At 61.9% G+C, this 23,945-nt stretch carries 20 protein-coding genes; 7 read left to right on the top strand and 13 right to left on the bottom strand.

Annotation, left to right across the window (positions count from 1 at the left end; all coding sequences use genetic code 11):
• Positions 1-148: 148 nt before the first annotated feature.
• The 3 genes from MOQ67_RS02485 to MOQ67_RS02495 form a co-directional block, all read right to left on the bottom strand.
• Positions 149-2,497, bottom strand: a complete 2,349-nt coding sequence (locus MOQ67_RS02485; RefSeq protein WP_017848562.1) for an FdhF/YdeP family oxidoreductase — start codon at positions 2,495-2,497, stop codon at positions 149-151.
• On the bottom strand, positions 2,494-3,333 hold the full coding sequence (gene fdhD, locus MOQ67_RS02490; RefSeq protein ID WP_046385046.1) for a formate dehydrogenase accessory sulfurtransferase FdhD: 840 nt from the start codon (positions 3,331-3,333) through the stop codon (positions 2,494-2,496). Before fdhD ends, MOQ67_RS02485 begins: the two co-directional genes overlap by 4 nt.
• 97 nt (positions 3,334-3,430) lie before the next feature.
• Complete coding sequence (locus tag MOQ67_RS02495) at positions 3,431-4,318, bottom strand: LysR family transcriptional regulator (protein ID WP_017848560.1); 888 nt, start codon at positions 4,316-4,318, stop codon at positions 3,431-3,433.
• A 131-nt stretch (positions 4,319-4,449) separates the two neighbouring features.
• Here MOQ67_RS02495 and lysM point away from each other — a divergent pair, with 131 nt between their 5' ends.
• Positions 4,450-4,893: a peptidoglycan-binding protein LysM gene (gene lysM, locus MOQ67_RS02500; RefSeq protein ID WP_017848559.1), complete on the top strand. Its 444-nt coding sequence runs from the start codon at positions 4,450-4,452 to the stop codon at positions 4,891-4,893.
• Between the two features lie 42 nt (positions 4,894-4,935).
• Here lysM and yrfG read toward each other — a convergent pair whose 3' ends face one another.
• On the bottom strand, positions 4,936-5,598 hold the full coding sequence (yrfG, locus tag MOQ67_RS02505) for a GMP/IMP nucleotidase (RefSeq protein ID WP_017848558.1): 663 nt from the start codon (positions 5,596-5,598) through the stop codon (positions 4,936-4,938).
• An 87-nt stretch (positions 5,599-5,685) separates the two neighbouring features.
• Here yrfG and nudE point away from each other — a divergent pair, with 87 nt between their 5' ends.
• Both nudE and cysQ read left to right on the top strand, forming a co-directional pair.
• Complete coding sequence (nudE, locus tag MOQ67_RS02510; RefSeq protein ID WP_017848557.1) at positions 5,686-6,252, top strand: ADP compounds hydrolase NudE; 567 nt, start codon at positions 5,686-5,688, stop codon at positions 6,250-6,252.
• Positions 6,249-7,085, top strand: a complete 837-nt coding sequence (gene cysQ / locus MOQ67_RS02515) for a 3'(2'),5'-bisphosphate nucleotidase CysQ (RefSeq protein ID WP_017848556.1) — start codon at positions 6,249-6,251, stop codon at positions 7,083-7,085. Before nudE ends, cysQ begins: the two co-directional genes overlap by 4 nt.
• Positions 7,086-7,161: 76 nt before the next feature.
• Here the strand turns inward: cysQ and MOQ67_RS02520 are convergent, their stop codons facing one another.
• The 4 genes from MOQ67_RS02520 to rfbB form a co-directional block, all read right to left on the bottom strand.
• Positions 7,162-7,620 (bottom strand): YiiD C-terminal domain-containing protein, encoded by a 459-nt coding sequence (locus tag MOQ67_RS02520; RefSeq protein WP_046488745.1) that lies wholly within the window; start codon positions 7,618-7,620, stop codon positions 7,162-7,164.
• 26 nt (positions 7,621-7,646) lie between these two features.
• A complete protein-coding gene (locus MOQ67_RS02525) occupies positions 7,647-9,032 on the bottom strand; it encodes a sigma-54-dependent transcriptional regulator (protein ID WP_017848554.1) in 1,386 nt (461 codons plus the stop codon).
• Complete coding sequence (locus MOQ67_RS02530; RefSeq protein WP_046488743.1) at positions 9,029-10,837, bottom strand: sensor histidine kinase; 1,809 nt, start codon at positions 10,835-10,837, stop codon at positions 9,029-9,031. The genes MOQ67_RS02525 and MOQ67_RS02530 overlap by 4 nt, the downstream gene beginning before the upstream one ends.
• 110 nt (positions 10,838-10,947) lie before the next feature.
• A complete protein-coding gene (gene rfbB, locus MOQ67_RS02535) occupies positions 10,948-12,030 on the bottom strand; it encodes a dTDP-glucose 4,6-dehydratase (protein ID WP_017848549.1) in 1,083 nt (360 codons plus the stop codon).
• A 152-nt stretch (positions 12,031-12,182) separates the two neighbouring features.
• On the opposite strand from rfbB, the gene MOQ67_RS02540 reads away from it, so the two are divergent.
• The 4 genes from MOQ67_RS02540 (at position 12,183) to MOQ67_RS02555 (ending at position 18,643) form a co-directional block, all read left to right on the top strand.
• Positions 12,183-15,092 (top strand): aminotransferase, encoded by a 2,910-nt coding sequence (locus tag MOQ67_RS02540; RefSeq protein ID WP_198718349.1) that lies wholly within the window; start codon positions 12,183-12,185, stop codon positions 15,090-15,092.
• Positions 15,093-15,212: 120 nt separating this feature from the next.
• Positions 15,213-16,319 (top strand): agmatine deiminase, encoded by a 1,107-nt coding sequence (gene aguA / locus MOQ67_RS02545; protein WP_126585930.1) that lies wholly within the window; start codon positions 15,213-15,215, stop codon positions 16,317-16,319.
• A 234-nt stretch (positions 16,320-16,553) separates the two neighbouring features.
• Positions 16,554-16,769: a hypothetical protein gene (locus MOQ67_RS02550; RefSeq protein ID WP_017848546.1), complete on the top strand. Its 216-nt coding sequence runs from the start codon at positions 16,554-16,556 to the stop codon at positions 16,767-16,769.
• Between the two features lie 587 nt (positions 16,770-17,356).
• Positions 17,357-18,643 carry an OprD family porin gene (locus tag MOQ67_RS02555; RefSeq protein WP_198718706.1) on the top strand — a complete coding sequence of 429 codons (1,287 nt, stop codon included), beginning with the start codon at positions 17,357-17,359 and terminating at the stop codon, positions 18,641-18,643.
• A 138-nt stretch (positions 18,644-18,781) separates the two neighbouring features.
• Here MOQ67_RS02555 and MOQ67_RS02560 read toward each other — a convergent pair whose 3' ends face one another.
• The 5 genes from MOQ67_RS02560 to MOQ67_RS02580 form a co-directional block, all read right to left on the bottom strand.
• Positions 18,782-19,120, bottom strand: a complete 339-nt coding sequence (locus MOQ67_RS02560; protein ID WP_198718707.1) for a hypothetical protein — start codon at positions 19,118-19,120, stop codon at positions 18,782-18,784.
• Positions 19,121-19,256: 136 nt separating this feature from the next.
• Positions 19,257-20,834 (bottom strand): M48 family metallopeptidase, encoded by a 1,578-nt coding sequence (locus MOQ67_RS02565; RefSeq protein ID WP_026140221.1) that lies wholly within the window; start codon positions 20,832-20,834, stop codon positions 19,257-19,259.
• 13 nt (positions 20,835-20,847) lie between these two features.
• Positions 20,848-21,213, bottom strand: a complete 366-nt coding sequence (locus tag MOQ67_RS02570) for a hypothetical protein (protein WP_017848541.1) — start codon at positions 21,211-21,213, stop codon at positions 20,848-20,850.
• Between the two features lie 37 nt (positions 21,214-21,250).
• Positions 21,251-22,594, bottom strand: a complete 1,344-nt coding sequence (locus MOQ67_RS02575; protein ID WP_017848540.1) for a CHASE2 domain-containing protein — start codon at positions 22,592-22,594, stop codon at positions 21,251-21,253.
• A gap of 337 nt (positions 22,595-22,931) precedes the next feature.
• Positions 22,932-23,930: an NADP-dependent oxidoreductase gene (locus MOQ67_RS02580; RefSeq protein ID WP_198718708.1), complete on the bottom strand. Its 999-nt coding sequence runs from the start codon at positions 23,928-23,930 to the stop codon at positions 22,932-22,934.
• Between the last annotated feature and the right edge of the window lie 15 nt (positions 23,931-23,945).

The raw sequence follows: 23,945 nt of genomic DNA on the forward strand, positions 1-23,945 counted from the left end.
TGACAATAGAAATCCGACCAGTAACACGACTTGTACACAATTCTCTAACTTACTGTTTTAGCTAGGGAACTTAAGTGATTTCGGCGGGTCTTTAGTTACTTCGGAACGGCCGCTTTTATGCAAAAGCGGCCTTTTTTGTGCCCGGGATTTACGCCGAGCGCGCCATGATCAGGCCATTGTCGCTCGCCGCTTCCAGGCGGATAGCCACAAATTTCGACGTCGGCGTATGGCTGCCATCCCCGGTGCTTTCCAAGGGCACCAGCGGGTTCACTTCCGGGTAGTAAGCCGCTGCCTGCCCCGCCGGAATATCGAACGCGAGCAAGGTGAAGCCTTTTACGCGGCGCTCACGGCCGTCTTCCCACAGCGACACGATGTCGGCCTTTTGCCCCGGCTTGAAGCCCAGGCGGATGATGTCGGCTTCGTTGACGAACAACACGTCGCGTTGACCTTTGACCCCGCGATAGCGGTCGTCCAGGCCATAAATGGTGGTGTTGTACTGATCGTGGGAGCGCATCGACTGCATGATCAGGTCCGGCACGTGCCCGGTGGCGTGGGTGCGTTCGTGGATCAGGTCCTTGGGCAGAACGTTCGGGCGGAAGTTGGCGCGGCCCGAAGGCGTGTTCCAGCGACGTGCCCCGGCGGCGTTGCCCAGGTAGAAACCGCCCGGGTTTTTGATCCGCTCGTTGAAGTCCTTGAAGCCTGGGATGGTGTCGGCGATCAGCTCGCGAATACGTCCGTAGTCGGCCACCAGCCAGTTCCAGTCCACCGGTTGGCTGCCCAGGGTGGCGGCGGCGATGCCGGCGAGAATGGCCGGCTCGGATTTCATCAGGCTCGACAGCGGTTGCAGCTGGCCGTTGGAGCCGTGGACCATGCTGAACGAGTCTTCCACCGTCACCGCCTGCGGGCCTTCGGCCTGGATGTCGATGTCGGTGCGGCCCAGGCACGGCAGGATCAGCGCGTCTTTGCCGTGCATCAGGTGGCTGCGGTTGAGCTTGGTGCTGATCTGCACGGTCAGGTCGCAATTGCGCAGGGCTTCGAAGGTGCGCGGGCTGTCCGGGGTGGCTTGGGCGAAGTTGCCGCCCAGGCCGATAAATACTTTGGCGCGGCCTTCCAGCATGGCGTGGATCGCCTCGACCACGTTGTGCCCGTTGGTGCGCGGCACCTGGAACTGGAAGCGCCGCTCCAGGGCGTCGAGGAACGCCACCGGCGGCCGTTCGTTGATGCCCATGGTGCGGTCGCCCTGCACGTTACTGTGGCCGCGCACCGGGCACAGGCCGGCGCCCGGGCGGCCGATATTGCCGCGCAGCAGCATCAGGTTGGCGATTTCCTGGATGGTCGGCACCGAGTGACGATGCTGGGTGATGCCCATCGCCCAACACATGATCACGTTCTTGCCTTTGGCGTACATGCGCGCCGCTTGCTCGATTTCCACCAGGGGCAGGCCGGACTGCGCGACGATTTCTTCCCAGGAGGTGTCATCGATCTGGCCGAGGTAATCGAGCACGTGGGTGGTGTGTTCGTTGAGGAAGTCGTGGTCGAACACCGCTGCCTTGCCTTCGGCCTGGGCCTGGCGCTCCCACAACAGCAGGAACTTGGCCATGCCGCGCAGGATGGCCATGTCGCCCCCCAGCGCCGGGCGGAAGTATGCGGTGTTGGTCGGCTTGTCGCCGTTGGTGAGCATTTCCAGCGGGTGTTGCGGGTGCTGGAAGCGTTCCAGGCCGCGCTCTTTCAGCGGGTTGATGCACACCACTTGAGCGCCGCGCTTCACCGCTTCGCGCAGCGGTTCGAGCATGCGCGGGTGGTTGGTGCCGGGGTTCTGGCCCCAGACGAAAATCGCGTCGGCGTGTTCGAAGTCGTCAAAGGTCACGGTGCCTTTGCCGACACCGACACTTTGCGCCAGGGCCACGCCACTGGCTTCGTGGCACATGTTCGAGCAATCCGGGAAGTTGTTGGTGCCGTAGGCGCGCACGAACAACTGGTACAGGTACGCCGCTTCGTTGCTGGCGCGGCCCGAGGTGTAGAACTCGGCCATGTCCGGGCTCGGCAGGGCGTTGAGGTGCTGGCCGATCAGCTCGAACGCCGCCTCCCAACTGATGGGCTGGTAACGGTCGGTCTGTGCGTCGTAGCGCATCGGCTCGGTCAGGCGACCCTGGTATTCCAGCCAATAGTCACTTTGCTCCAGCAACGCGGTGACGCTGTGCTTGGCGAAGAACGCGGCATCGACGCGGCGTTTGGTGGCTTCCCAGTTGACTGCCTTGGCACCGTTTTCGCAGAACTTGACCATGCCGCTTTCCGGCGAGTCGCCCCAGGCGCAGCCCGGGCAGTCGAAGCCGCCGTTTTGGTTGGTCTTGAGCATCATGCGCAGGTTTTTCAGCGCGTTGTCGCTGGTCAGCCATGCCTGCGCCACGCTGATCAGCGCGCCCCAGCCGCCTGCCGCACCCTTGTAAGGCTTGTAGCGCGGGGTTGGGGTTTGGTCGGCTTGGTGGTGATTGCTCATGGCTGTTTCTCCATCGCAGGGCTGTAGACCCGCGGCGCACTTTTCTGCGGCAGGTGGATGAGATTGAGGTTGTGCCGGCGTGCCCATTGCAGGGCCAGGCCGGTGGGCGACGACAGGCTGACCAGGGTCTGGATGCCCGCGCGCAGGACTTTCTGGATCAACTCAAGGCTGCAACGGCTGGTGACAATGGCCAGGCCGCCTTCGCTTGGAATCCGTTGGCGGATCAGCGCGCCGATCAATTTATCGAGGGCGTTGTGTCGGCCGATGTCTTCGCGGCCCAGCAGCAGTTCGCCCTGGTTGTTCATGAACACCGCCGCATGCACCGCGCCGCTGTGCTGGCCCAGAGGCTGGAACGCGCTGATGCGCTGGCGCAGGCCGTCGAGCCACTCCGCCGGCGGCAGGGGCGCGCCGGGCAGTACCTCAAGGTCCGGCAGGGCGTGTTCCAGCGCTTCCACGCCGCACAACCCGCAACCGCTGGTACCGGCCAGTTGGCGGCGCTGCTGCTTGAGGTTCCAGAACGCGCGACTGGAAATCTGCACCTGAGCGTACTGGGCAGAGCCCGTGCCGCTGAGTTTCAGGTCATAAATGTCGCTAACGTCGGCGATAATGCCGCTGCCGATACTGAAGCCTACAATGAAGTCTTCGAGGTCCGTCGGCGTCACCAGCATCACGGCCTGGCTGATGTCGTTATAGGCAATCGCCAACGCCACTTCTTCCGCCAACGCGGTGCTGGCGACTTCCGTGTGTTCGAGCGTGCAAAACTGGTAGCTCTGGCTGGCGGCGGGCGCGGGCGTTTGAACAGCGGGCGCCGCGCAGACTGGGCGCTTGGCGTTCATGAGGCAGTACCGACGGCGGATGGGTCAGTGTTTAGACTAGGCGCGACAAAGCGTCGCGTCTAATTGCCAGTACTGATCTACCGATAGATGACGTCGATCAAGACTCGGTTTGCGATTTCTGAAACAGCGCGAAACACGCTTCCGCCAACGCAGAGCGCGGGGCGCTGCGGCGCATGATCAGCCCCAGGCGCGCCAGGGTGTGGGCGTCTTCGATCGGTTGCAGGCGCAGATGCTCGGTCAGCGCATCCAGGCCACCGTCCAAGGGCATCACCGCACAGCACAGCCCGCCGTGAACCGCTTGTAACAACTGATGGACCGCGTCTGTCTGCAACAACGGTTGCGGGTGCAGGCCCCGGCTATGGAAGTTGTGATCGATGGACTGCCGGAAGTGCATGCCGCTGGTGAGCATGCCCAGCGGCAGTTCGATCAGGGCTTCCCAGCTCAGGGGCTTTTCGCCGAAGCTGAAATAGCGTTGGTCGTACAGCAGGCCCATGCGGGTTTCGCCGAGGGCCAGGGAGTCGAAGCGCTCGTTGTCCAGGCGGTCGAGGTAGGACACGCCGAGGTCCAGGCGATTGCTCGCCAATTGTTCGAGGATCTGTTCAGAGCTGAGGGCCGACAGCTCAAAGCGCAGGCTTGGGTGTTCTGTGTGCAGTTGCTGCATCAGCGCCAACGGATCGAAACTCGACAGCGGCACTACGCCCAGGCGCAACGTCCCCACCAGGTTGCCGCGACAGGCTGCGGCTTCGGCCAGCAGGCCGTCATACGCCGCCAGCACCGTGCGCGCCCAGGCCAGCACGCGCTCACCCGGGGCGGTGAAACCTTCGAAGCGCTGGCCACGGTTGACCAGTGGCAGATCAAGTTCTTCTTCGAGGCTGCGCAGGCGCATCGACAGGGTCGGCTGGGTGATATGGCAACGCGCGGCCGCCTGGCCGAAGTGGCGCGTCTCGTCGAGGGCGATGAGGAATTTCAGTTGCTTGATGTCCATCTTCGCTCCAGGGCTTATTCCAATGGCGGGGGGATTCTAGCGTGTTTGGGTCTTTAGGCGGCTGGGAACCCAGATCTGTTGGGCTGGTCTAGTCTTTGGCATCTGGAACTCAAACCCAAGGAGAGAGCAGCATGAGTATTTTGAGCTTTGTTAAGGAAGCCGGCGAAAAGTTGATCGACCTGTTGACGCCGGGTAATGCGAACGCCAGCGAGCAGTTGAAAGAGCATGTGGCCAAGGTCGGTCTGGGTAATCCGAACGTACAGACCACGGTTGACGGCGACAAGGTGACCGTGACCGGCGAAGTCGCCAGCCAGGAAGAGAAAGAGAAGATCCTGCTGGCGCTGGGCAATATTGCCGGGGTCGCGAGTGTGGATGACCAGATCAAGGTCACCGACCCCGCACCGATTGTGGCGGCGCGTTTTGTCGTGGTGAAAAAGGGCGACACCCTCAGCGCGATTTCCCTGGCGGTGTACGGCAACGCCAATCTGTACAACAAGATCTTTGAGGCCAACAAGCCGATGTTGTCGCATCCGGACAAGATCTACCCGGGGCAGACGCTGCGTATTCCCGAGTAGTACACGCGGTAAACCTGTGTGGGGGCTTGCTCCCACATGGGTTCAGAGTCCGACAATGAGATCCCGGTAGTCCTCGACTGCCGCAAATTCCCCGGTGTCCTTTGGCCCTTTTTTGCTGTCCGGCTCTTTCACCGCCAGCAAATGCCCCACGCCGAAGTCCCTGGCGCTGCGCAGGATCGGCAAGGTGTCGTCGATGAACAGGCTGCGCGCCGGGTCGAAGTCGATATCGGCCTGCAGGGCGTCCCAGAACTGTGGGTTTTCCTTGGCGAAACCGTAGTCGTGGGAACTGATCATCCGCTCGAAATACGGCGCCAGCTCGATGCGTTCCATCTTCAATGACAGTGAATCACGGTGCGCGTTGGTGATCAGGATCACGCGCTTGCCGGCCTGTCGGATCGCCGCCAGAAACGTATCGGCATCCGCACGCAGGGCGATCAGGTGGGCGGTTTCCTGCTTGAGTTCGCGCACCGGGATTTTCAGCTCGGCACTCCAGAAATCCAGGCAATACCATTGCAACTGGCCGGCGTTACGCTCGAACAGAGGCTGCAACTCCATCTCGGCCATGGCACGGCTCACCCCGTGCAACTCGGCGTAGCGTTGGGGCAGGTGCTCCATCCAGAAGTGGTTGTCGTAATGCAGGTCGAGCAGGGTGCCGTCCATGTCCAGCAGGACGGTGTCGATGGCGTGCCAGGGCAAAGAGGGCATGGGGCGTTCTCACGTAAGTAAAGATATCCGACACAGACAATCGGAAAAGCCACGGTATAGTAACCCGATCACCCCAAGGAGCCGCTTATGCGCCAGAAACCCACCGTCCTCTCCCGCGAAATAGTCGCCAGTAGCCGTTTGTTCCGCGTGGAAGCAGTGCAATTGCGCTTTTCCAACGGCGTAGAACGGACCTACGAACGCCTGGTGGGGCGCGGTGCCGGCTACGGCGCGGTGATGATCGTGGCGATGATCGACGCCGAGCATGCGTTGCTGGTGGAGGAATACTGCGGCGGGACCGACGAATACGAGCTTTCGCTGCCCAAGGGTTTGATCGAGCCGGGCGAGGATGTGCTGGCGGCGGCGGACCGTGAACTCAAGGAAGAGGCCGGCTATGGCGCGCGCCAGTTGGAGCACCTCACCGAGCTTTCGCTGTCGCCTGGCTACATGAGCCAGAAAATCCAGGTGGTACTGGCCACCGATCTGTATGAAGAACGCCTGGAAGGCGATGAACCCGAGCCGATGCGTGTAGACCGGGTCAACCTGCGCGAGCTGGCGCAACTGGCGCAAAACGAGCAGTTCAGCGAAGGCCGCGCCCTGGCCGCGCTGTACCTGGTACGAGACCTGTTGACCCAGCGTGGAGTGTTCAGCGCATGAGCGAATTGTTTCTAGGCCACCCATTCATTGCCCCGGTGATCGAGCTGGCGCGCCAGGCCGGTGAAGTCATCATGCCGTTCTGGCGCGCCAATGTGGCCGTGACGTCCAAGTCCGATAATTCACCCGTGACGGCGGCGGACCTTGCCGCCCATCATCTGATTCTCGCCGGCCTTACCGCGCTGGACCCGAGCATCCCGGTGCTTTCTGAAGAAGACGCCGATATCGACCAGAGCGTGCGTGCCGGCTGGCAGCGCTGGTGGTTGGTGGACCCGTTGGATGGCACCAAGGAATTCATTTCCGGCAGCGATGAGTTCACTGTCAACATCGCGTTGATCGAACAGGGCCGCGTGGTGTTTGGCGTGGTGTCGATGCCCACCAGCGGCCGTTGCTACTTTGGCGGCGCGGGCCTGGGGGCGTGGCGCTCCGATGTGAACGAAGCGCCCAGGCCGATCCAGGTGCGCCTGGCCCCGGCCGCCGGCGAGGCGTTTACCGTGGTTGCCAGCCGCCGACACAGCAGCCCTGAGCAGGAGCGTTTGCTCCAGGGCTTGAGCGAAGGCTTGGGTGAGTTGAAGCTGGCGAATATCGGCAGCTCGTTGAAGTTTTGCCTGTTGGCCGAAGGCAGTGCCGATTGCTACCCGCGCCTGGCGCCGACCTCCCAGTGGGATACCGCCGCAGCCCAGGGCGTGCTCGAAGGTGCGGGCGGCGAAGTGCTGGAGTTGAGCGGCGAGCCGTTCAGCTATCCGGCGCGGGAATCGTTGCTGAACCCGTTCTTCCTGGCGCTGCCGGCCAAAGCCGCGTGGCGCGAACGCCTGCTCACCCTGGCCCGCGCTTAAGGCCTCCGCAGATCAACATGTGGGAGGGGCGGTGCGACGATTCGACTTGCTCCCACTTTGTTTTGTGGTGCGGCGGCTAGCGGTGCAGGACGTACTGGCCGCTGAAAACCACTGCGCGCTCGTCACTGCCGTCATTCACAATCCACGTTTCCAGGGTCAACCGCGCGCGGCCATAGCGCTTGTACGTCGTCACAAAGCGCTTCCACACTTTCTCCTCCGGCGCCTGGCAGATCACGGTCGCGTCTCGTGTGACCGGCAGCGGGTAACTGATCTGCCCTTCCTGGATCACGATATGCCCGTCTTCGAGAATGCCTTCTTCGCGCAACTGCAAGTGCAGCCAACCCCAACCCGCCAAGACCGCGCCGCAATACAGGCTGCCGCCGAACATGGTGCTCTTGTGGTTGATATTGGCTTGCAGGGGCAAGTGCAGTTGCAATTGGCCGTGTTGCCAGTCGAGCACCTTGAGGCCCATTTCCCGGGTGAGGGGGATGTCGTGGTGGAGGATAGATTCCAGGTAACGGCTGTCGCGGCTCATGGCGGCCTCTTGGTGGGTAGGGTGGGTCATTCGTCGTCGCTGCTGTGGCTGGCGCTGTCGGCAAAGTTGAGGCCGTGCTTGCGCAGTTTGTCATGCAGGGTCTTGCGCGGTACGCCGAGGGCTTCGGCGAGGCTGCGCAGGGAACTGTGGGGGCGGCTCAGTTCGGCGGCGATCAGGCTTTTTTCGAACTGTTCGACTTGTTCGCTCAGGCCGCCGGGGGTGGAGGTCAGCAGGCCGGCGGAGAGATTGTCCGGGGTGTTGTCCAGCGCCAACTCCAGGCCCAGGGCGAAGCGCTCGGCGGCGTTCTGCAATTCCCGCACATTGCCCGGCCAACTGTGGCGCAGCAGCAGCGCGCGCTGGCCCGGCTGCAATTCGTGCAGCGGCAGGCCATGGCGGCTGCTGGCTTCGTCGGCAAAGTGCTGGAACAGCATCAACGCATCTTCACCGCGCTCACGCAGCGGTGGAATGCGCAACGGCGCGACGTTGAGGCGGTAATACAAGTCGGCGCGGAAGCGGCCCTGGTCGGCGGACTGGCGCAGGTCTTCCTTGGTGGCGGCGATGATGCGGATATCCAGCGGGATCAGTTGATTGCCGCCCAGGCGCTCGACCACGCGCTCCTGCAGCAGGCGCAGCAGCTTGACCTGCACGTCCAGGCTCATGCTTTCGATTTCGTCGAGGAACAATGTGCCGCCGTTGGCGAATTCGAATTTGCCGATGCGGCGTTTTTGCGCGCCGGTAAAGGCGCCCGGCTCGTGGCCGAACAGCTCGCTTTCGACCACCGACTCGGCGAGCGCGCCGGCGTTGATCGCCACGAAAGGCCCGCTACGCCGACTCGACAAGTCGTGCAGTGCGCGGGCGACCACCTCTTTGCCGGCGCCGGTTTCGCCGAGGATCAGTACATCGGCCTTGGTTGCCGCCAGCGCGCCGATCTGCTCGCGCAGGCGCAGCATTTGCGGGGAATGCCCGACCAGGCGCGTGCTCAATTGCTGGCGATCGCTGAGGGCCAGGCGCAGGCTGCGGTTATCCAGCACCAGCCGGCGCAGGGCCAGGGCGCGGCGCACGCGGTCGAGCAGGGCGTCGCTGGCGAACGGCTTTTCGAGGAAGTCATACGCACCGGCACGCATGGCCTGCACCGCCAGCGGTACATCGCCGTGGCCGGTGATCAGCAGCACCGGCAGCTCCGGGTCCTGGCCGTGCAGCTCGGCCAGCAGCTCCAGGCCGTCCATGCCAGGCATGCGGATATCGCTGACCACCACGCCCGGCCAATCCCGCGACAGCTGTGCGGTGAGGCCGGTGGCTTCGCCCAGGGGCAGGACTTTCAGCCCGGCCAGGTCCAGGGTCTGGCACAGGGCCTGACGCAAGTGTGGATCGTCGTCGATCAACACCACCTGAATCTGGTTATCGATACTCATACACTGCGGTCCTCGGACGGTTGCAGACTGACGCCCGGCGAGCCGGCACGCAATTTCAAGGTTAACAGCGCGCCGCCTTGCTTGTGGTTGGCAAACAGCAGTTCGCCACCAAAGGCACGCATCAAGGTGTCACAGATCGCCAGGCCCAGCCCGAGGCCCTGGGTGCGGGTCTTGGTGGTATAGAACGGCTCGCTGGCGCGTCCCAGGGCTTCCATGCAAAACCCCGGGCCGTTGTCGCGAATGTACAGGTTGACGCCCTGCTCGGTGGTTTCGGCACTCAGCCAGAGTTTGCGCGGCGGGCCTTTTTCGGTGAGGGCGTCGAGGGCATTGGCCAGCAGGTTGCCCAGCACCTGGCGTAGACGGGTTTCACCGGCCTCGACCCACAAGGTCGCCTCGGGCAAATCGCGGATCAGCTCGACTTCCATCGCGCGCCGCCGTTTGGCCAGCAACGCCAGCGCGTCGTCCAGCGCCGGTTGCAGGGCGACGCTTTCCGGCGCATGCCGATCGCGGCGGGCGAACGCGCGCAAGTGGGCGATGATCGAGGCCATGCGGCCGGTCAGTTCGCTGATCAGTTTGAGATTGCCGCGCGCGTCGTCGGTTCGCTCATGGTCGAGCAGGATTTCGGCGTTTTCCGCGTAGCTGCGAATCGCCGCCAGGGGCTGATTGAGCTCGTGGCTGATGCTCGCCGACATGGTGCCCAGCGCCGACAGTTTGCCCGCCTGCACCAGGTCGTCCTGGGCGCGCACCAGTTCCTGCTGCGCATGTTCACGCTCCAGCACTTCCTGTTTCAGGCGCCGGTTGAGCCCTTCCAGGTCGCTGGTACGCTCGGCCACGCGCATTTCCAGTTCGCGTCGGGCCTTGGCTTCGAAGGCGATGCGGTCCAGGTAGTGCCGACGGCGCTGCATCATCAGGCCCAGCAGCAACATCAGCACCAACAGCGTGGCGCCGCCCACCGCGACCACGGTGCGTACCGGGCGGTTGATCAACGATTGTGGCGCGAGGATCTCCACGTTCCAGCCGGTTTCGGCGATGGCCGTGGATTGGCGCAGCCAGGCCGTCGGGCTCAAGGCCAGCGGTTGCGGATCGCGGGTCGGGTAGGGCTGGATCGCGATGATCGCCTGGTGCTCTTCGTCCGTCAGTGGCCGGGTGGCGCGGAACCGCCATTGCGGGCGCGAGGTCAGGATCACGACGCCGTTGTGGTCGGTGACCAGCAGTTGCTCGGGGGTGTTGCCCCACAGGCTTTCGGTGTGGTCCAGGTCGACCTTGACCACCAGCACACCGATGACTTTCTCGCCATCGCGCACCGCGGCGGCGAAGAAGTAGCCGCGTTTGGCCGAGGTGGTGCCCAAGCCGAAGAATCGGCCCAGGCGTCCGGCCATGGCTTCGCTGAAATACGGGCGGAACGAGAAATTGCGCCCGACGAAGCTGTCTTGCTTGTCCCAGTTGGACGCAGCGAGGGTCTTGCCGGTGGTGTCCATCAGGTACATCACTTCGACCCCGGCCTGGGCGGCGACGTCCTTGAGCAACAGGTTGGCGTTGGCCAGGTTGGTACTGACCTGCGGTGCCGCCAGCGCGGTGCGCAGGGCTGGCAAGTCGCCGAGGATCTGCGGCAGCACTTCATAGCGGTGCAGGGTGCCCAGCAGGTTGGCGACGTACAGGTCGAGGGTCTGGCGGTTCTGCCCGGCCAGTTCGCTGCGGTAGTAGCGCTCGGCCAGGTGCTCCAGCGGCCACAGCAGCGGCGCCAGGCACAGCGCCAACAGGGCGAGGCTGCGCCAGCGGGGTCTTCGCGGGAGGGGTGGGGTCATGGGAGTCATGCGCCTGAGGGTACAGGCGCATTATGCCTAGTGCTGCTGTGCAAGACACTCGCGCAATGCGTCTTGCCACTGTGGCCCGTGGGCCTATGCGATCCCCTTCATCATGCAAGCAGATCCTTCATGTCGGTATTGCCCAATCGTTCGCCCTGATAACTGCCGTCCTGGACTCTGCGGCACCATTCCAGGTTATCGAGGTACCACTGCACGGTTTTGCGCAGCCCGGTTTCAAAGGTTTCTTGCGGCACCCAGCCCAACTCGCGTTCGATCTTGCTGGCATCGATGGCGTAGCGCTGGTCGTGGCCGGGGCGGTCCTTGACGAAGGTGATCAGGTCGGCAAAGTGCGCGACACCGGCCGGGTGTTGCGGTGCCAGCTCTTCCAGCAGGGCGCAGATGCTGCGTACCACGTCGATATTCTTCTGCTCGTTGTGGCCGCCGATGTTGTAGGTCTCGCCGACCACGCCTTCGGTCACCACCTTGAGCAACGCACGGGCGTGGTCTTCGACGAACAGCCAGTCGCGGACCTGCAAGCCGTCGCCATAGACTGGCAACGGCTTGCCAGCGAGGGCGTTGAGGATCACCAGGGGGATCAGCTTCTCGGGGAAATGAAACGGCCCGTAGTTGTTCGAGCAGTTGGTCAGCAATACCGGCAGGCCATACGTGCGCTGCCAGGCGCGAACCAGGTGGTCGGACGCGGCCTTGCTGGCCGAGTAGGGCGAGCTGGGGGCGTAGGGCGTGGTTTCAGTGAACAGATCGTCCACGCCGTGCAGGTCGCCGTACACCTCGTCGGTGGAGATGTGGTGGAAGCGGAACGCGCTCCTGGCCGGTTCTGCGAGCGTTTGCCAATACGCGCGGGCGGCTTCCAGCAGGCTGTAGGTGCCGACAATGTTGGTCTGGATAAAATCCGACGGGCCGTCGATGGAACGGTCCACGTGGGACTCGGCCGCCAGGTGCATGATCGCCTGGGGCTCGAAGCGCGCGAGCACGGCGCTGACGGTGGCCTGGTCGACGATATCGGCCTGGACGAACTCATAGCGGCTGTTGGACGCGATGCTGGTCAGCGACTCCAGGTTGCCGGCGTAGGTCAGTTTGTCCAGGTTGAGCACTTCGTGCTCGGTGTGTTGAATCAGGTGGCGGATCAGGGCAGAGCCGATGAAACCGGCACCACCGGTGATAAGAATACGCATGTCGGGGGGCCTTTTCCTTAGACGGACATTTAGCGAATGGGGCATAGCTTGAGTTGTGACGCGGATCTGTGCAAGCGCGGCACGTTGGGGGGTTGCTTAACCCCCATCAACAATGGCGATATAGGCGCCTGATAAAAACAGAGGTCTTCATCATGTTGCTTGCCACGTTGATCCATCGCACCAGCCTGCCTTGCCCGCAAGTGGGGCCCGATCAGGCTGCACACTTGCTTGAGCGGCATTATGGCCTTGGCGGCACATTGCAATCACTTGGCAGCCAACAAGACCTCAACTACAGCGTCGACACCCACCATGGCCGCTTTGTTCTGAAAATCTGCCTGGGCGACTACGCCGCCGTCGAATTGCACGCCCAGCATGCCGCGCTCCGCGCCTTGCAGACGCAGGACGGGTTGCGCGTCCCCCGAGTCATCAAGGCCCTGACCGGTGAGGACCTGCTGACCGTGACCGTCGACGGGCAAACCCTGCACCTGCGGCTGTTGGATTACATCGACGGCCAGCCCTTGACCCACCTGCCTCACGTGGGCCGCGAGGTCATCGCAGGCTTCGGTGACTTGTGCGGGCGGATGAGCCAGGCGCTGGCCGATTTTGCGCATCCGGGCCTGGAGCGGACCCTGCAATGGGACCCCCGCCACGCGCAGGAACTGATCAGCCACCTGCTGGCGACCTTGCCAGACCTGCCCCACCGCGCGGCATTGGAGCAAGTCGCCGAGCGGGTCGGTGCGCGCATTCGGCCCCTGGCGGATCACTTGCCGTGGCAAGCGGTACACATGGACATTACCGATGACAATGTGGTCTGGCAGCGCGATGCCCTGCGTCATTGGCAGATCCAGGGGGTGATCGATTTCGGCGATCTGGTACACACCTGGCGCATCGCCGACCTGTCGGTGACCTGCGCCGCCTTGCTGCACCATGCCCAGGGCGATCCCTTTGCCATTTTGCCGGCAATCCAGGCCTGTCATGCTGTTACGCCGTTGCAGCGCGAAGAACTGCAGGCGCTATGGCCGCTGATCGTCGCCCGTGCGGCGGTGCTGGTGCTCAGCAGCGAACAGCAGCAACGCCTGGACCCCGATAACGACTACCTGTTGAAAAACGCCGAGCATGAGTGGGAAATTTTCCAGGTTGCAACGTCGGTGCCGTTTGAATTGATGGAGGCGGCGATCCTGCTCTGTGTCGGGCAGACGCTGCCACCGATCGCCAGCGAGGGGTTCGCGCCGCTCTTGCCGGGGCTGGTGGGACGCGAGTTCGCGCTGATCGACCTGGGAGTGCTCAGCCCACACTTCGAAGCGGGCAATTGGGAGCAGCCGGGGATTGACCGGCGCTTACTGGACGAGGCTGCGGCGGTTCACGGGTTGGCCGCCAGTCGCTACGGCCAATACCGTTTGTCGCGCACCTGCCCGGACAGCGCCACGGAGCCGCAGACGTTCCCGCTGCATGTCGAGTTGCACTTGCCCCACGGTACAGCGGTGGAGGCGCCCTTCGCTGGGGTGCTGCGTGTCGGTGCCGATGGCTTGCTGTGCGTGCAGGATGGTCCGTTGAGCCTGCGCTTGTGGGGCGTAAGCACCTCATTGAGCGCGGGAGCGGCGGTGGTGGAAGGGCAAATACTGGGCGAGGTCCATGCCCCCCTGACTGTGCAATGGTGCCGCGCTGACGTTGAGCCACCGCTGTTCTGCACGCCGAGCCGGGCGTCGGCGTGGCAAGCGCTATGCCCGTCACCCTCGGCGCTGCTGGGGCTGGCCTGCGATGCCGAACCCGAGCTCGACCCCCAAGCCCTGCTGGCGCGACGCGACGCCAGCTTCGCGCGCTCGCAGAAGCACTATTACGTCGATCCGCCGCGCATCGAACGAGGCTGGCGCAACCATCTGATCGACATGCAAGGCCGTTCCTATCTGGACATGCTCAACAACGTCGCCGTGCTCGGCCATGGTCACCCCCGCATGGCAGCGGTGGCAGCGCGGCAGTGGTCGCTGCTCAACACCAACTCGCGCTTTCACTATGCGGCGATTGCCGAATTCTCCGAGCGCTTGCTGGCGCTGGCGCCGGACGGCATGGACCGGGTCTTCCTGGTCAACAGCGGCACCGAGGCCAATGACCTGGCCATCCGCCTGGCCTGGGCCTACAGCGGCGGGCGCGACATGCTCAGTGTGCTGGAGGCCTACCACGGTTGGTCGGTGGCGGCGGATGCGGTGTCCACGTCGATTGCCGACAACCCCAAGGCCCTGAGCAGTCGTCCGGACTGGGTTCACCCGGTGACCGCGCCCAATACCTATCGCGGCGAGTTCCGCGGGCAGGACAGCGCGCCGGATTACGTGCGAAGTGTGGAACACAACCTGGCGAAAATCGCCGCTAGCCAGCGCCAACTGGCCGGCTTCATCTGTGAGCCGGTGTATGGCAATGCCGGGGGCATCTCCCTGCCGCGGGGCTATTTGCAGCAGGTGTATGCGTTGGTGCGCGCCCAAGGTGGCGTGTGCATCGCCGATGAGGTTCAGGTGGGTTATGGCCGCATGGGGCATTTCTTCTGGGGCTTTGAAGAGCAGGGCGTGGTGCCCGATATCATTACCATGGCCAAGGGCATGGGCAACGGTCAGCCGTTGGGGGCGGTGATCACCCGTCGCGAGATTGCCGAGGCGCTGGAGGCCGAGGGGTATTTCTTCTCGTCTTCGGGGGGCAGCCCGGTCAGTTGCCGGATCGGCATGGCGGTGCTGGATGTGATGGAGGAAGAAAAGCTCTGGGAAAACGCCCAAGTGGTCGGCGCGCATTTCAAGGCGCGGCTGGAAGCCCTGATCGATCGTCACCCGTTGGTCGGCGCGGTTCATGGGTCCGGCTTCTATCTGGGCCTGGAGCTGGTGCGCGACCGGCATACCCTGGAACCCGCCACCGAAGAGACCACACTGCTGTGCGACCGCTTGCGTGAGCTGGGGATTTTCATGCAGCCGACCGGTGATTACCTGAATATTCTCAAGATCAAGCCGCCGATGGTCACCTCCAGACGCAGTGTGGATTTCTTTGTCGACATGCTGTCGAAGGTGCTGGATGAACAGCTATAAATAATCGATTGTTATCGGTTAAATGCTGTCATATTTATCGGCTATATTGTTTTGATGCTTTTAAGGCCGATTTTTATCGGTTATAAAGTCGGCCTTCACCCTTTCGGAGCCCTGATCGCCATGACCACCCTGCACAGCACACCTCGCGCCGATGGCTTTCATATGCCTGCCGAATGGGCGCCACAGACCCAGGCCTGGATGATCTGGCCCGAGCGCCCGGACAACTGGCGCCTGGGTGGCAAGCCGGCGCAGGCCGCGCACGTGGCGGTGGCCAAGGCTATCGCGCGTTTCGAGCCGGTCACCGTGGCGGTTTCCGCCGGCCAGTACGAAAACGCCCGTGCCCGCCTCGACGTGCCCAATATCCGCGTGGTGGAAATGTCCAGCGACGACGCCTGGGTGCGCGACACCGGCCCGACTTTCGTGATCGACAACCGTGGCGAAGTGCGCGGCGTAAACTGGGATTTCAACGCCTGGGGCGGTTTTGACGGCGGTCTGTATGCGCCGTGGAACCGTGACGCGCAGGTCGGCGGCAAGATCCTCGAGATCGAGCGTGCGCCGCGCTACCGCACCGAAGGGTTTGTGCTGGAAGGCGGCTCGATTCATGTCGACGGCGAAGGCACCCTGATCACCACCGAAGAATGCCTGCTCAACCGCAATCGCAACCCGCATCTCGACCGTGCAGCCATCGAGGCGGTGCTGAGCGCCAACCTGGCTGTGGATAAGATCATCTGGTTGCCAGACGGCCTGTTCAACGACGAAACCGACGGCCATGTGGATAACTTCTGCTGCTATGTACGCCCGGGCGAAGTGCTGCTGGCCTGGACCGACGACCCGCAAGACCCGAACTACTCACGCTGCCACGCCGCCATGGACGTGCTGCAAAGCAGCACCGATGCCCGGGGCCGCTCGTTCACAGTGCATAAAATGCCGATTCCGGGGCCGCTTTATGCCACCGAAGCAGAGTGCGCGGGTGTGGACCCGATGGACGGCAGCCAGGAGCGCAACCCTTCCGTGCGTCTGGCCGGTTCCTACGTCAACTTCCTGATCGTCAACGGCGGCATCATCGCGCCGAGCTTCGACGACCCGCTGGACAACCGGGCCCGTGAAATCCTGCAGAACCTGTTCCCGCAGCACGAAGTGGTGATGGTGCCGGGCCGCGAACTGTTACTGGGTGGGGGCAATATCCATTGCCTGACCCAACAACAGCCTGCCCCGCAGAAAAATTGAGTGCGGTTGTAACAACGTCGGAGCGACGACCGAGCGCCACTCGGTTCTAGCGTTCACAGCAAGCCCGCGGCCCCGTAAGGCCGTGGGCTTTTTTGTGTCCAACTGCCTATAAATACTGCACATTGGCATAGCTCTTGTATTGGTATTGTCACAGTGGCCCACGGTGATGACTGCGCAGTTCTGTCATAAACCTTGAGTAAGTTAGCCGCTCATGCAGTAGGAGAGAGCGCTGAAATGAATGTCGATATCAACTTGATGCACACGCGCACGTTCCACCCCGTGCGAGTCAACAGTGACGAAATCCATGCGCTGGCGCTCTGGTTGAAGGCACATGGCTCACGGCAGGTCAGGCAGCCGCCTGATTTATTCAGTGTGATGAGTGAGCGCTACCCGGCAGGCTTGTTCAGCGACGAAGAAATGCACGCATTGTGCGAATTGATGAATAACTGAGAACTCGCCGATCAACCATCGGCGAGGGAACATGTTCGCTATTGCGGTGTGCCCTTCACTGAATAAGTGATTGAGCTATACCTGTCGCGAGCAGGCTCTCATTTAAAGTCGGTTCAGTCTCAGAAACGGCAGGTTCCCCTCACCATGATGTGACGACAGATCTTCGGGCTGAATCTGCGTCACATGGTTCGCTTAAGCGCATAAGACCTTACTTGAGAATAATGACAATTATTTGCATTTGGGCGCATGCCTGTTCCCACGCGTTCGACTTATAAAATATGTTAGTGAGTCCGTATTTTTTCTGTATGGATAAGACTTCCAGGCGATGGCCAAAGCGCTGTAGGCCGTGGCTTAGAATTTTTTTGCCTAAATACAGACGATTCGCGAAATTGACACATAGTTCAACGCGAGACTAGCATTGCGTCCAACGCCTGTGGCTAACAGCCATGACTTAACCAATAAGAAAAGGCCCGCGGCAGTTCAGTCGTCCGCGGGCTTTGTTTTTTTCGGAAAAAGTCGACACCAAAACAGCAATATGGAGCCTGGTGTCATAGCGCGTACTCAACCAGTAATAAGGAATATAAGAAATGTTGAAACAACGGATGAGTCTGATCGCTCTGGGGATTTTGAGCGCATCGACAGCCATGGCAAACGACCAGGAGCAATCCAAGGGTTTCGTTGAAGACAGCCACCTGAACATCGCCGCACGTAACGCTTACATCAGCCGTGACTACAAGAACGGCAAGCAAGACAAGGCCGAATGGGGCCAAGGCTTCATCGGCAAGTTCGAGTCCGGTTTCACCCAAGGCACCGTCGGTGTGGGTGTGGACGTGATTGGCCAATACGCCATTCGCCTGGACGGCGGTAAAGGCCGCAGCGGCGCGGGCGGTATCGACTTCTTCAAGCAAGGCGACAGCGGCTCGGCTGCCAACGACCTGGCCAAAGGCGGCGCGGCGGTGAAGTTCCGCCTGTCCAACACTGTGCTCAAGTACGGCGACCAGTTCCCGAACGTGCCCGTGCTGGCTTACGACAACTCTCGTCTGTTGTCGGAAACCTACACCGGTACCTCGATCCTTTCCAAAGAGATCGAAGGTCTGCAACTGGACGCGGGTCACTTCACCAAGGAAGCGCGTAAGAGCGCTGAAGGTACCGACAGCGGCCGTCTGAAAAGCATCGATTACATCGGTGGTAGCTACAAATTCACCGAAAGCCTGTCGGCAGCGCTGTACGCCTCCGACATGCAGGACGTGCTGAAGAAGCAATACGTCAACGTCAACTACGTACTGGCCCTGCCGGAAAAGCAGTCGCTGACGTTTGACTTCAACGGCTACAAGACCAAGCTGGATCGCAGCTTCGCCCTGGAAAACCAAGGTGATGCAGACGCGCGCGACAACAAAATCTGGAGCCTGGGCGCCACGTGGGCTGTTGGTCCGCACAGCTTCACCGTCGCTCACCAGCGCAGCACCGGCGACACCGGCTACCTGTACGGCGGCTACCGCAACGATGGCGGCATCGGCGACGGCGGCAACACCATCCTGCTGGCCAACTCCTACTGGTCCGACTTCAACGGCAAGGACGAGCGTTCGTGGCAAGCGGCCTACGGCATCGACTTCGCTACCTTCGGTGTACCTGGCTTGACCTACAACGTGGCTTACGTGCGCGGTACCAACATCGACGACGGCAGTGGCCGTGGCGATGGCACCGAGCGTGAAATCTTTAACCAGTTCAAGTACATCGTCCAGAGCGGCCCAGCCAAAGACCTGAGCCTGCGTGCTCGTGCCTCGTGGTTGCGCGTTTCCAACAACGCTGACAAGTACAACGTAGGCGGTAACGAATTCCGCCTGTTCGCCGACTACCCGATCAACGTTTTCTAATTGATCCGGCGTCGCGCCTGATTGCAGGCGATAAAAAACCCCGACTGGTTCGGGGTTTTTTTATGTCGCGGGTTCAGTCCTGCCGGTTTTGCAGAATCTTGCGGGCGAGGGATGCGTTGACGTAGTCGGTCATCAGCGTCAGGCCTTCATAGGGTTCGATCTTCTTGTTGTCGATGCACAGCTGCGCCATCTGCAACAGCACCTCGCCATCGCCACCACCTGGCTCACCAGCACGTAGGGCAACAACCGGCTGCCCAGGGAAAATACCTGCAGCAACTGTTCTCGCGACTGCTGCGCGCGCCGCCCCGCCCATTGCGTACCGGCCAGCGCGGCCACGCCGATCAGCACGTTGACATAGGCTTGGGCTTGTTCGGGAACCCGCGCGCCCTCGGTGGCGCGCTGCAATTGCCATGTTCCAACGCCGGCCAGCAGCAAGGGAAAAATGATCAGCAGGAAAAGCAGTTTTATGGCGTTCATGGGAGTCCGTTCGCAACGCAGAAAGCGAACGTTTATACCGAAGAACAGGTGGGGTGGGCGAGAGGAGCGGTCTTCCCGGGCGTTAGGAAAAAGCGCCGCGGGAAGGAGGAGGGCTCTGTAGGCTAAATCGTCAGCATCAGGCTTTGGCTGGCGCCAGTTTCTTGCAGTTTGCCTTGCGGGTCGGGTATTGCTCGCACTTGCGCAGCACGGTTTGCACCTGCTGCGCGTTCTGCAGTTGCTGGTTGGCCAGCAACTTCTCGGTGATGAACAGCTCTTCCGAGCCCAGGTTGCGTTCGGCCTTGTCGATCATCGCCAGTGCCGATTGCCCGTCGCCGCGCTTGAGGTGGTAGCTGATCATCAGGTCATAGGTCGACGGGCCGGCCAGGCTCCAGTCCTTGATGGCCTGCAACTCTTTCAAGGCTTCGCCGCTGTTGCCCTGGGCCAGGCGCACGGTATACGCCGTGCGCCGGATGCTTGGCTGGTCCTTGACCGGCGAGGCCAGGGCCTTGCGGATAAACCCGTCGGCCGCAGGCAGCTTGTTTTTCTCCAGGGCGTCGTTGGCGAAGTAGGCGTCCTTGTAGCCCTGCATGGCCTTGGCCACTTGTGGCGTACTTTTGATCTTCGCCCAGCTCTCGGGGTTGATGCGCGCGCGGCGCTCCTGTCGGTACTCGCGCTGCAGGTACTGGCGCAACTCGGTGTCGCGATCCATCGCCGACATGTGGGAGCGATTGAAATACTGGGTGGTCGCGGAAATGCTGGTGGTCAGCCCATCTTTGACCAGCACGTCCAGCTCCTGAGTGAAGCGGTTGAGATTGAACTGCTGCAGCGAATCCTGCATGGCGTTCTTGCGCGCGGTCAGGAAGCCGCTGAGCAACGGTTTCTGTTTGCCCTGGAAGTCGTTGAGGCGCTCCAGGCTATGGGTGGCGGCACGGGGCGCGTAACCGGCGCGGATCATCAAGTCGGTGCCGAGCAGGTCGGCCTGGTCTTCCTGGGTGCGGCCCCACGCGGTGCTCCACACATGGTCGGAAAACGTGTTGGCCAACGTGGTGTAGAGCACGGTGTTGCCGATGGTTTTCTGGGTGCCGGCGGGGTCTTTGCTGAACAGCTTCATCGTGCCGGAACTGCGGTCCACGCCGGTATCGGCGGCCATGGTGGCCAAGGCCACGGTGGAGGCCACTGTGGTGAACATCTCTTTCTGCTGCTGGAAGGCCGCCATGCGGTCATGGTGATGCAGCAGAACGTGGCTCATTTCGTGGCCGAGCATTGCAGCGATTTCATCTTCGCTGCCGACGTTGTCCAGCATGCCCAGCGGCACGAACACATTGCCGTAAGGGTCCGCCGAGGGCCCGAAGCTGTAGCTGTCGGTGATTTTCACCTGCAAGGCCGGCAACTCCCCCGGCCAACCTTTGGACAGGCGCGTGACAATCCCCTGCAGATACACCTGCAGCATCGGGATATCCACCAGGTTCTGCTGGCGTGCTTCGGCCGCCGGTACGGCGCGCCCGTCATAGCTCAAGCGCTGCTGGCTCTGGCGTTGCGGGTCGAGCTTGTAGTACTGGCGCACGTCGGTGTTATCCACGTAGTGGCCCTGGACCCTGGATTGGGTCGACGGACCCACCAGGTTCAGGAACGCCTGGTCGGCGCCCTTCAATGTCGCGCAACCACTGAGTACCGTGCTGGCCAGTAAGCTGGCTGCCAATAGAGATCCCTTCACCGCACCGCTCCTTTTATTGATTGCAGCCCGCACCAAAACCGATGGTGGAGTTGTTGCGGCTGTCTTTGGTCTGGCTCTTGGTCAGGCCCTGGCAGGGCAGGTCGACCACATTGAGTGGCGGTTCGATGCGCAGGTCCATGGTGTCCAGCCAGACTTTCTGACCCGCCAGCTCAACCTGCACCAGATCCAGCGCTTTGTTGTACTGCAACACGGGGACGGGTTGGGTCGGCGCGTCTTTTTTCGGCAGCTCGCGCTGTTGTTTACCCTGCTCATCCAGCACCGCCACCGGGTCGGCCAGAAACGCCTTGATGCTGTGGGTTTCCGCCCAGGCACCCTGGGTGAAGAGTGCAACGAGCACGACGATCAGACTTCTGTTCATCCTTGGATTCCTTGAGTCAAATGACAAAGCGACGCGCTCAACGATCGCGATCGAAGAAGGCTTCGATACGTTCGCTGAACAGCACCAACGACAGCAAAACAATGCCCAACACGTTCACCGGCGTGATGTGGCTGACGCTCAGCAGCACACTCACCGAGACGAGCACCGACATCACCAGCAGCCATGACGGGCACGGCGAAGAAAAAAACCAGATTTCCTGGCGCCGCCACCGGCTCCAGGTGCGCTGACCCGCCAGCCGCCGCGCGTGCAGCGCCTTGAGCACGGCAATCAACGCCAGCAGGCCCAGTTCGAGCAGGTCCAGCCAATTAAAGGGCAGGCCAGGGAAGTTGGCAGGCTCATGGTCATAGTCCATGCCCGCATTGATCAGGTTGTCGAGGGCCATGGCATGCAGATAAACGCCAGGTAGCTGGCCGTGTACCGGCGACTCCACCAGATCACCCGTCGAGGTGATATTGGCCCCGACCAGGACCAGACGGTCGCGCAGCAACTCGGCGACCAGGGCTTGGTCGTCCGGGTCGCTGACTTCCAGGTCGCTCGCCGCCAACGTCAGCGTATAAGGGCAGCGTGCCTGCTCCGAGCCATCGAGTTTCCAGAACACCGCCTGAAGCAACTGCGCCAGGCCATCCAGCAAAAAATGCCGCGCCGGTGCGCAGTGGCGCACGTCGGCGATCCGCGCCTGCTCCGGTGCCAGCTTCAGCCCCCATTGCACCGCGATCGGTTGCCGGCGTGCGGCGGTTTGGGCGTCCACCGGCGGCGACGGGCAGGCCTGTGTCCCACAGAATGCGCGGTACAGCGCCAGGGCCGGTGTTTCCATCAGGCCTATGGGCGTATTCACCGCCAGCGGGTACTTGTCATCGACTCCATCCCATGCCACCAGGCCCGGGCGGCTGACCTCGACAAACGGTGCCAGCGTATTGGCCTGGCCTGCCTCACCCCGCTCCACCCCGGTATTGGCCAGCCACAACGGAATGCCCTGGCGTTGATAGCGCTCGAACACATTCGCCAATAACTGACTGCCCCGTGCCGGGTCGCCGAAAGAGTGGTCATGGCTGTAGAGCAAGTCGACAAACACCGCCTTGGGTTTGAACGCCAGCAAGCGCTTGAACAACTTGCTCTGCTCGCCATAGGGCATCGGCCAGGAGGTGGCGTTGCGCATCAGGTACGCGTCATCGATCAACACCACCGCCACCCGCTGCTGCCCTTCATGGGCGTAGTGGCTGGCGAACATCCGGTTGAGCCACTGCGCCGACGCCTTGTCGCTGGAACTGGCCAGGCCGAAAGGATCGAGGATCGCCAGCAGCACGATGAGGGCCGCCAGCCAATAGCGGCGGTATTTGAACAGCGGGGGGGGCGACAACATCCATGTCTCGATAAAAGGCAGCAGCAAGACAGGGTTTTTAACGTGGTGGGGAGGGGGTGTCAATTGGAAAGGTGGCGAAATGCCATATTCTGTGTGTGAATTGCCAGCGCAACCTGAAACATCGTGAGCAGGCACAAACAAAAAGGCTCATCTTTCGGCGACCCTTTCCCGTTACTGCTCAAGCATCAAGCTACACCAAATGATTATCGGCGCTTCCACAGGTACAACTTGCGGTTGCAACGGCGCCTGTGTGCGGTGGCGGTTCCTCTGGTTCAGGCGCTGGGGGCTGATACTTGGCGGCGTGCGCGTTATCGACTGACATATTGTTGGAGTGCGCTTATTGGAGAGTGATGATGACTTTGCCTTTTGATCTGCCCTGCTCGACGTAGCGCAACGCCTCTGCCGTCGATTCAAAAGGGAAGGAACGATCAATGACCGGTTTGATGACGCCAGCTTCGATAAGCGAGCTGATTTTTTGCAGGTGTACGCCGCTGGCCCGCATAAACAGAAATGCATAGTTCACCCCGTGCTTGCGGGCTTTTCTACGAATACCGTTGCTCAGCAGGCGCATGACTTGTCGCAGCATCCAGGACAAGCCTTGCGCTTGGGCAAAGGCTGCCGTCGGTGGCCCGGAGAGGGAGATGAGCTGTCCACCGGGCTTGAGAACCTCGACCGATTTCATCAGCACATCCTTGCCCAGGCTGTTCAATACCACGTCGAAATCGTGTAATTCGCTCGCAAAGTCGTGCTTCTTGTAGTCGATGACCACATCCGCCCCGAGCGCCTTCACCCATTCGACATTCGCCGTGCTGGTGGTGGTTGCAACAAAAGCGCCGAGGTGTTTGGCGAGCTGGATGGCAAACGTGCCGACACCGCCGGAGCCGGCATGAATCAACACCTTCTGGCCTTTTTTCAGCTGGGCGGTCTCAACCAGCGCCTGCCAGGCCGTCAAGGCGGCCAAGGGGACGGACGCCGCTTCGGCCATGTCCAGGTTCGAGGGTTTCAGCGCGAGTGCGTTTTCGTTCACGGCGATCAGTTCGGCAAACGTGCCGATCCGATCCTCGGGAGGGCGTGCATAGACTTCGTCTCCCGGGTTGAACCGCGTCACCGCCGAACCTGTGCGAACGACCACCCCAGCCAGGTCGTTGCCCAAGACCAATGGAAATGTGTAAGGCAGGATCAGTTTGAATTCGCCGGTTCTGATCTTCGAGTCCAACGGGTTCACGCTCGTTGCGTGCACCTGGATCAGAACGTCATGCACACCGACCGCAGGGTCGGGCACTTCGCCAAGCATGCCGTTCTGTTTGCCGTAGCGGTCGATAAAAAATGCCTTCATGTTGCAACGCTCTTG

This window comes from Pseudomonas sp. LY-1, assembly GCF_053502595.1.

Bases quoted from the DNA above. Each gene is read 5' to 3' on its own strand.
- MOQ67_RS02495 (WP_017848560.1), bottom strand. From the start codon at position 4,318: ATGGACATCAAGCAACTGAAATTCCTCATCGCCCTCGACGAGACGCGC.
- MOQ67_RS02575 (WP_017848540.1), bottom strand. From the start codon at position 22,594: ATGTTGTCGCCCCCCCCGCTGTTCAAATACCGCCGCTATTGGCTGGCG.
- MOQ67_RS02550 (WP_017848546.1), top strand. From the start codon at position 16,554: ATGAATGTCGATATCAACTTGATGCACACGCGCACGTTCCACCCCGTG.
- MOQ67_RS02570 (WP_017848541.1), bottom strand. From the start codon at position 21,213: ATGAACAGAAGTCTGATCGTCGTGCTCGTTGCACTCTTCACCCAGGGT.
- yrfG (WP_017848558.1), bottom strand. From the start codon at position 5,598: ATGCCCTCTTTGCCCTGGCACGCCATCGACACCGTCCTGCTGGACATG.
- rfbB (WP_017848549.1), bottom strand. From the start codon at position 12,030: ATGCGTATTCTTATCACCGGTGGTGCCGGTTTCATCGGCTCTGCCCTG.
- MOQ67_RS02485 (WP_017848562.1), bottom strand. From the start codon at position 2,497: ATGAGCAATCACCACCAAGCCGACCAAACCCCAACCCCGCGCTACAAG.
- fdhD (WP_046385046.1), bottom strand. From the start codon at position 3,333: ATGAACGCCAAGCGCCCAGTCTGCGCGGCGCCCGCTGTTCAAACGCCC.
- MOQ67_RS02540 (WP_198718349.1), top strand. From the start codon at position 12,183: ATGTTGCTTGCCACGTTGATCCATCGCACCAGCCTGCCTTGCCCGCAA.
- MOQ67_RS02555 (WP_198718706.1), top strand. From the start codon at position 17,357: ATGTTGAAACAACGGATGAGTCTGATCGCTCTGGGGATTTTGAGCGCA.
- lysM (WP_017848559.1), top strand. From the start codon at position 4,450: ATGAGTATTTTGAGCTTTGTTAAGGAAGCCGGCGAAAAGTTGATCGAC.
- MOQ67_RS02520 (WP_046488745.1), bottom strand. From the start codon at position 7,620: ATGAGCCGCGACAGCCGTTACCTGGAATCTATCCTCCACCACGACATC.
- MOQ67_RS02580 (WP_198718708.1), bottom strand. From the start codon at position 23,930: ATGAAGGCATTTTTTATCGACCGCTACGGCAAACAGAACGGCATGCTT.
- cysQ (WP_017848556.1), top strand. From the start codon at position 6,249: ATGAGCGAATTGTTTCTAGGCCACCCATTCATTGCCCCGGTGATCGAG.
- MOQ67_RS02560 (WP_198718707.1), bottom strand. From the start codon at position 19,120: ATGAACGCCATAAAACTGCTTTTCCTGCTGATCATTTTTCCCTTGCTG.
- MOQ67_RS02525 (WP_017848554.1), bottom strand. From the start codon at position 9,032: ATGAGTATCGATAACCAGATTCAGGTGGTGTTGATCGACGACGATCCA.
- MOQ67_RS02530 (WP_046488743.1), bottom strand. From the start codon at position 10,837: ATGACCCCACCCCTCCCGCGAAGACCCCGCTGGCGCAGCCTCGCCCTG.
- aguA (WP_126585930.1), top strand. From the start codon at position 15,213: ATGACCACCCTGCACAGCACACCTCGCGCCGATGGCTTTCATATGCCT.
- nudE (WP_017848557.1), top strand. From the start codon at position 5,686: ATGCGCCAGAAACCCACCGTCCTCTCCCGCGAAATAGTCGCCAGTAGC.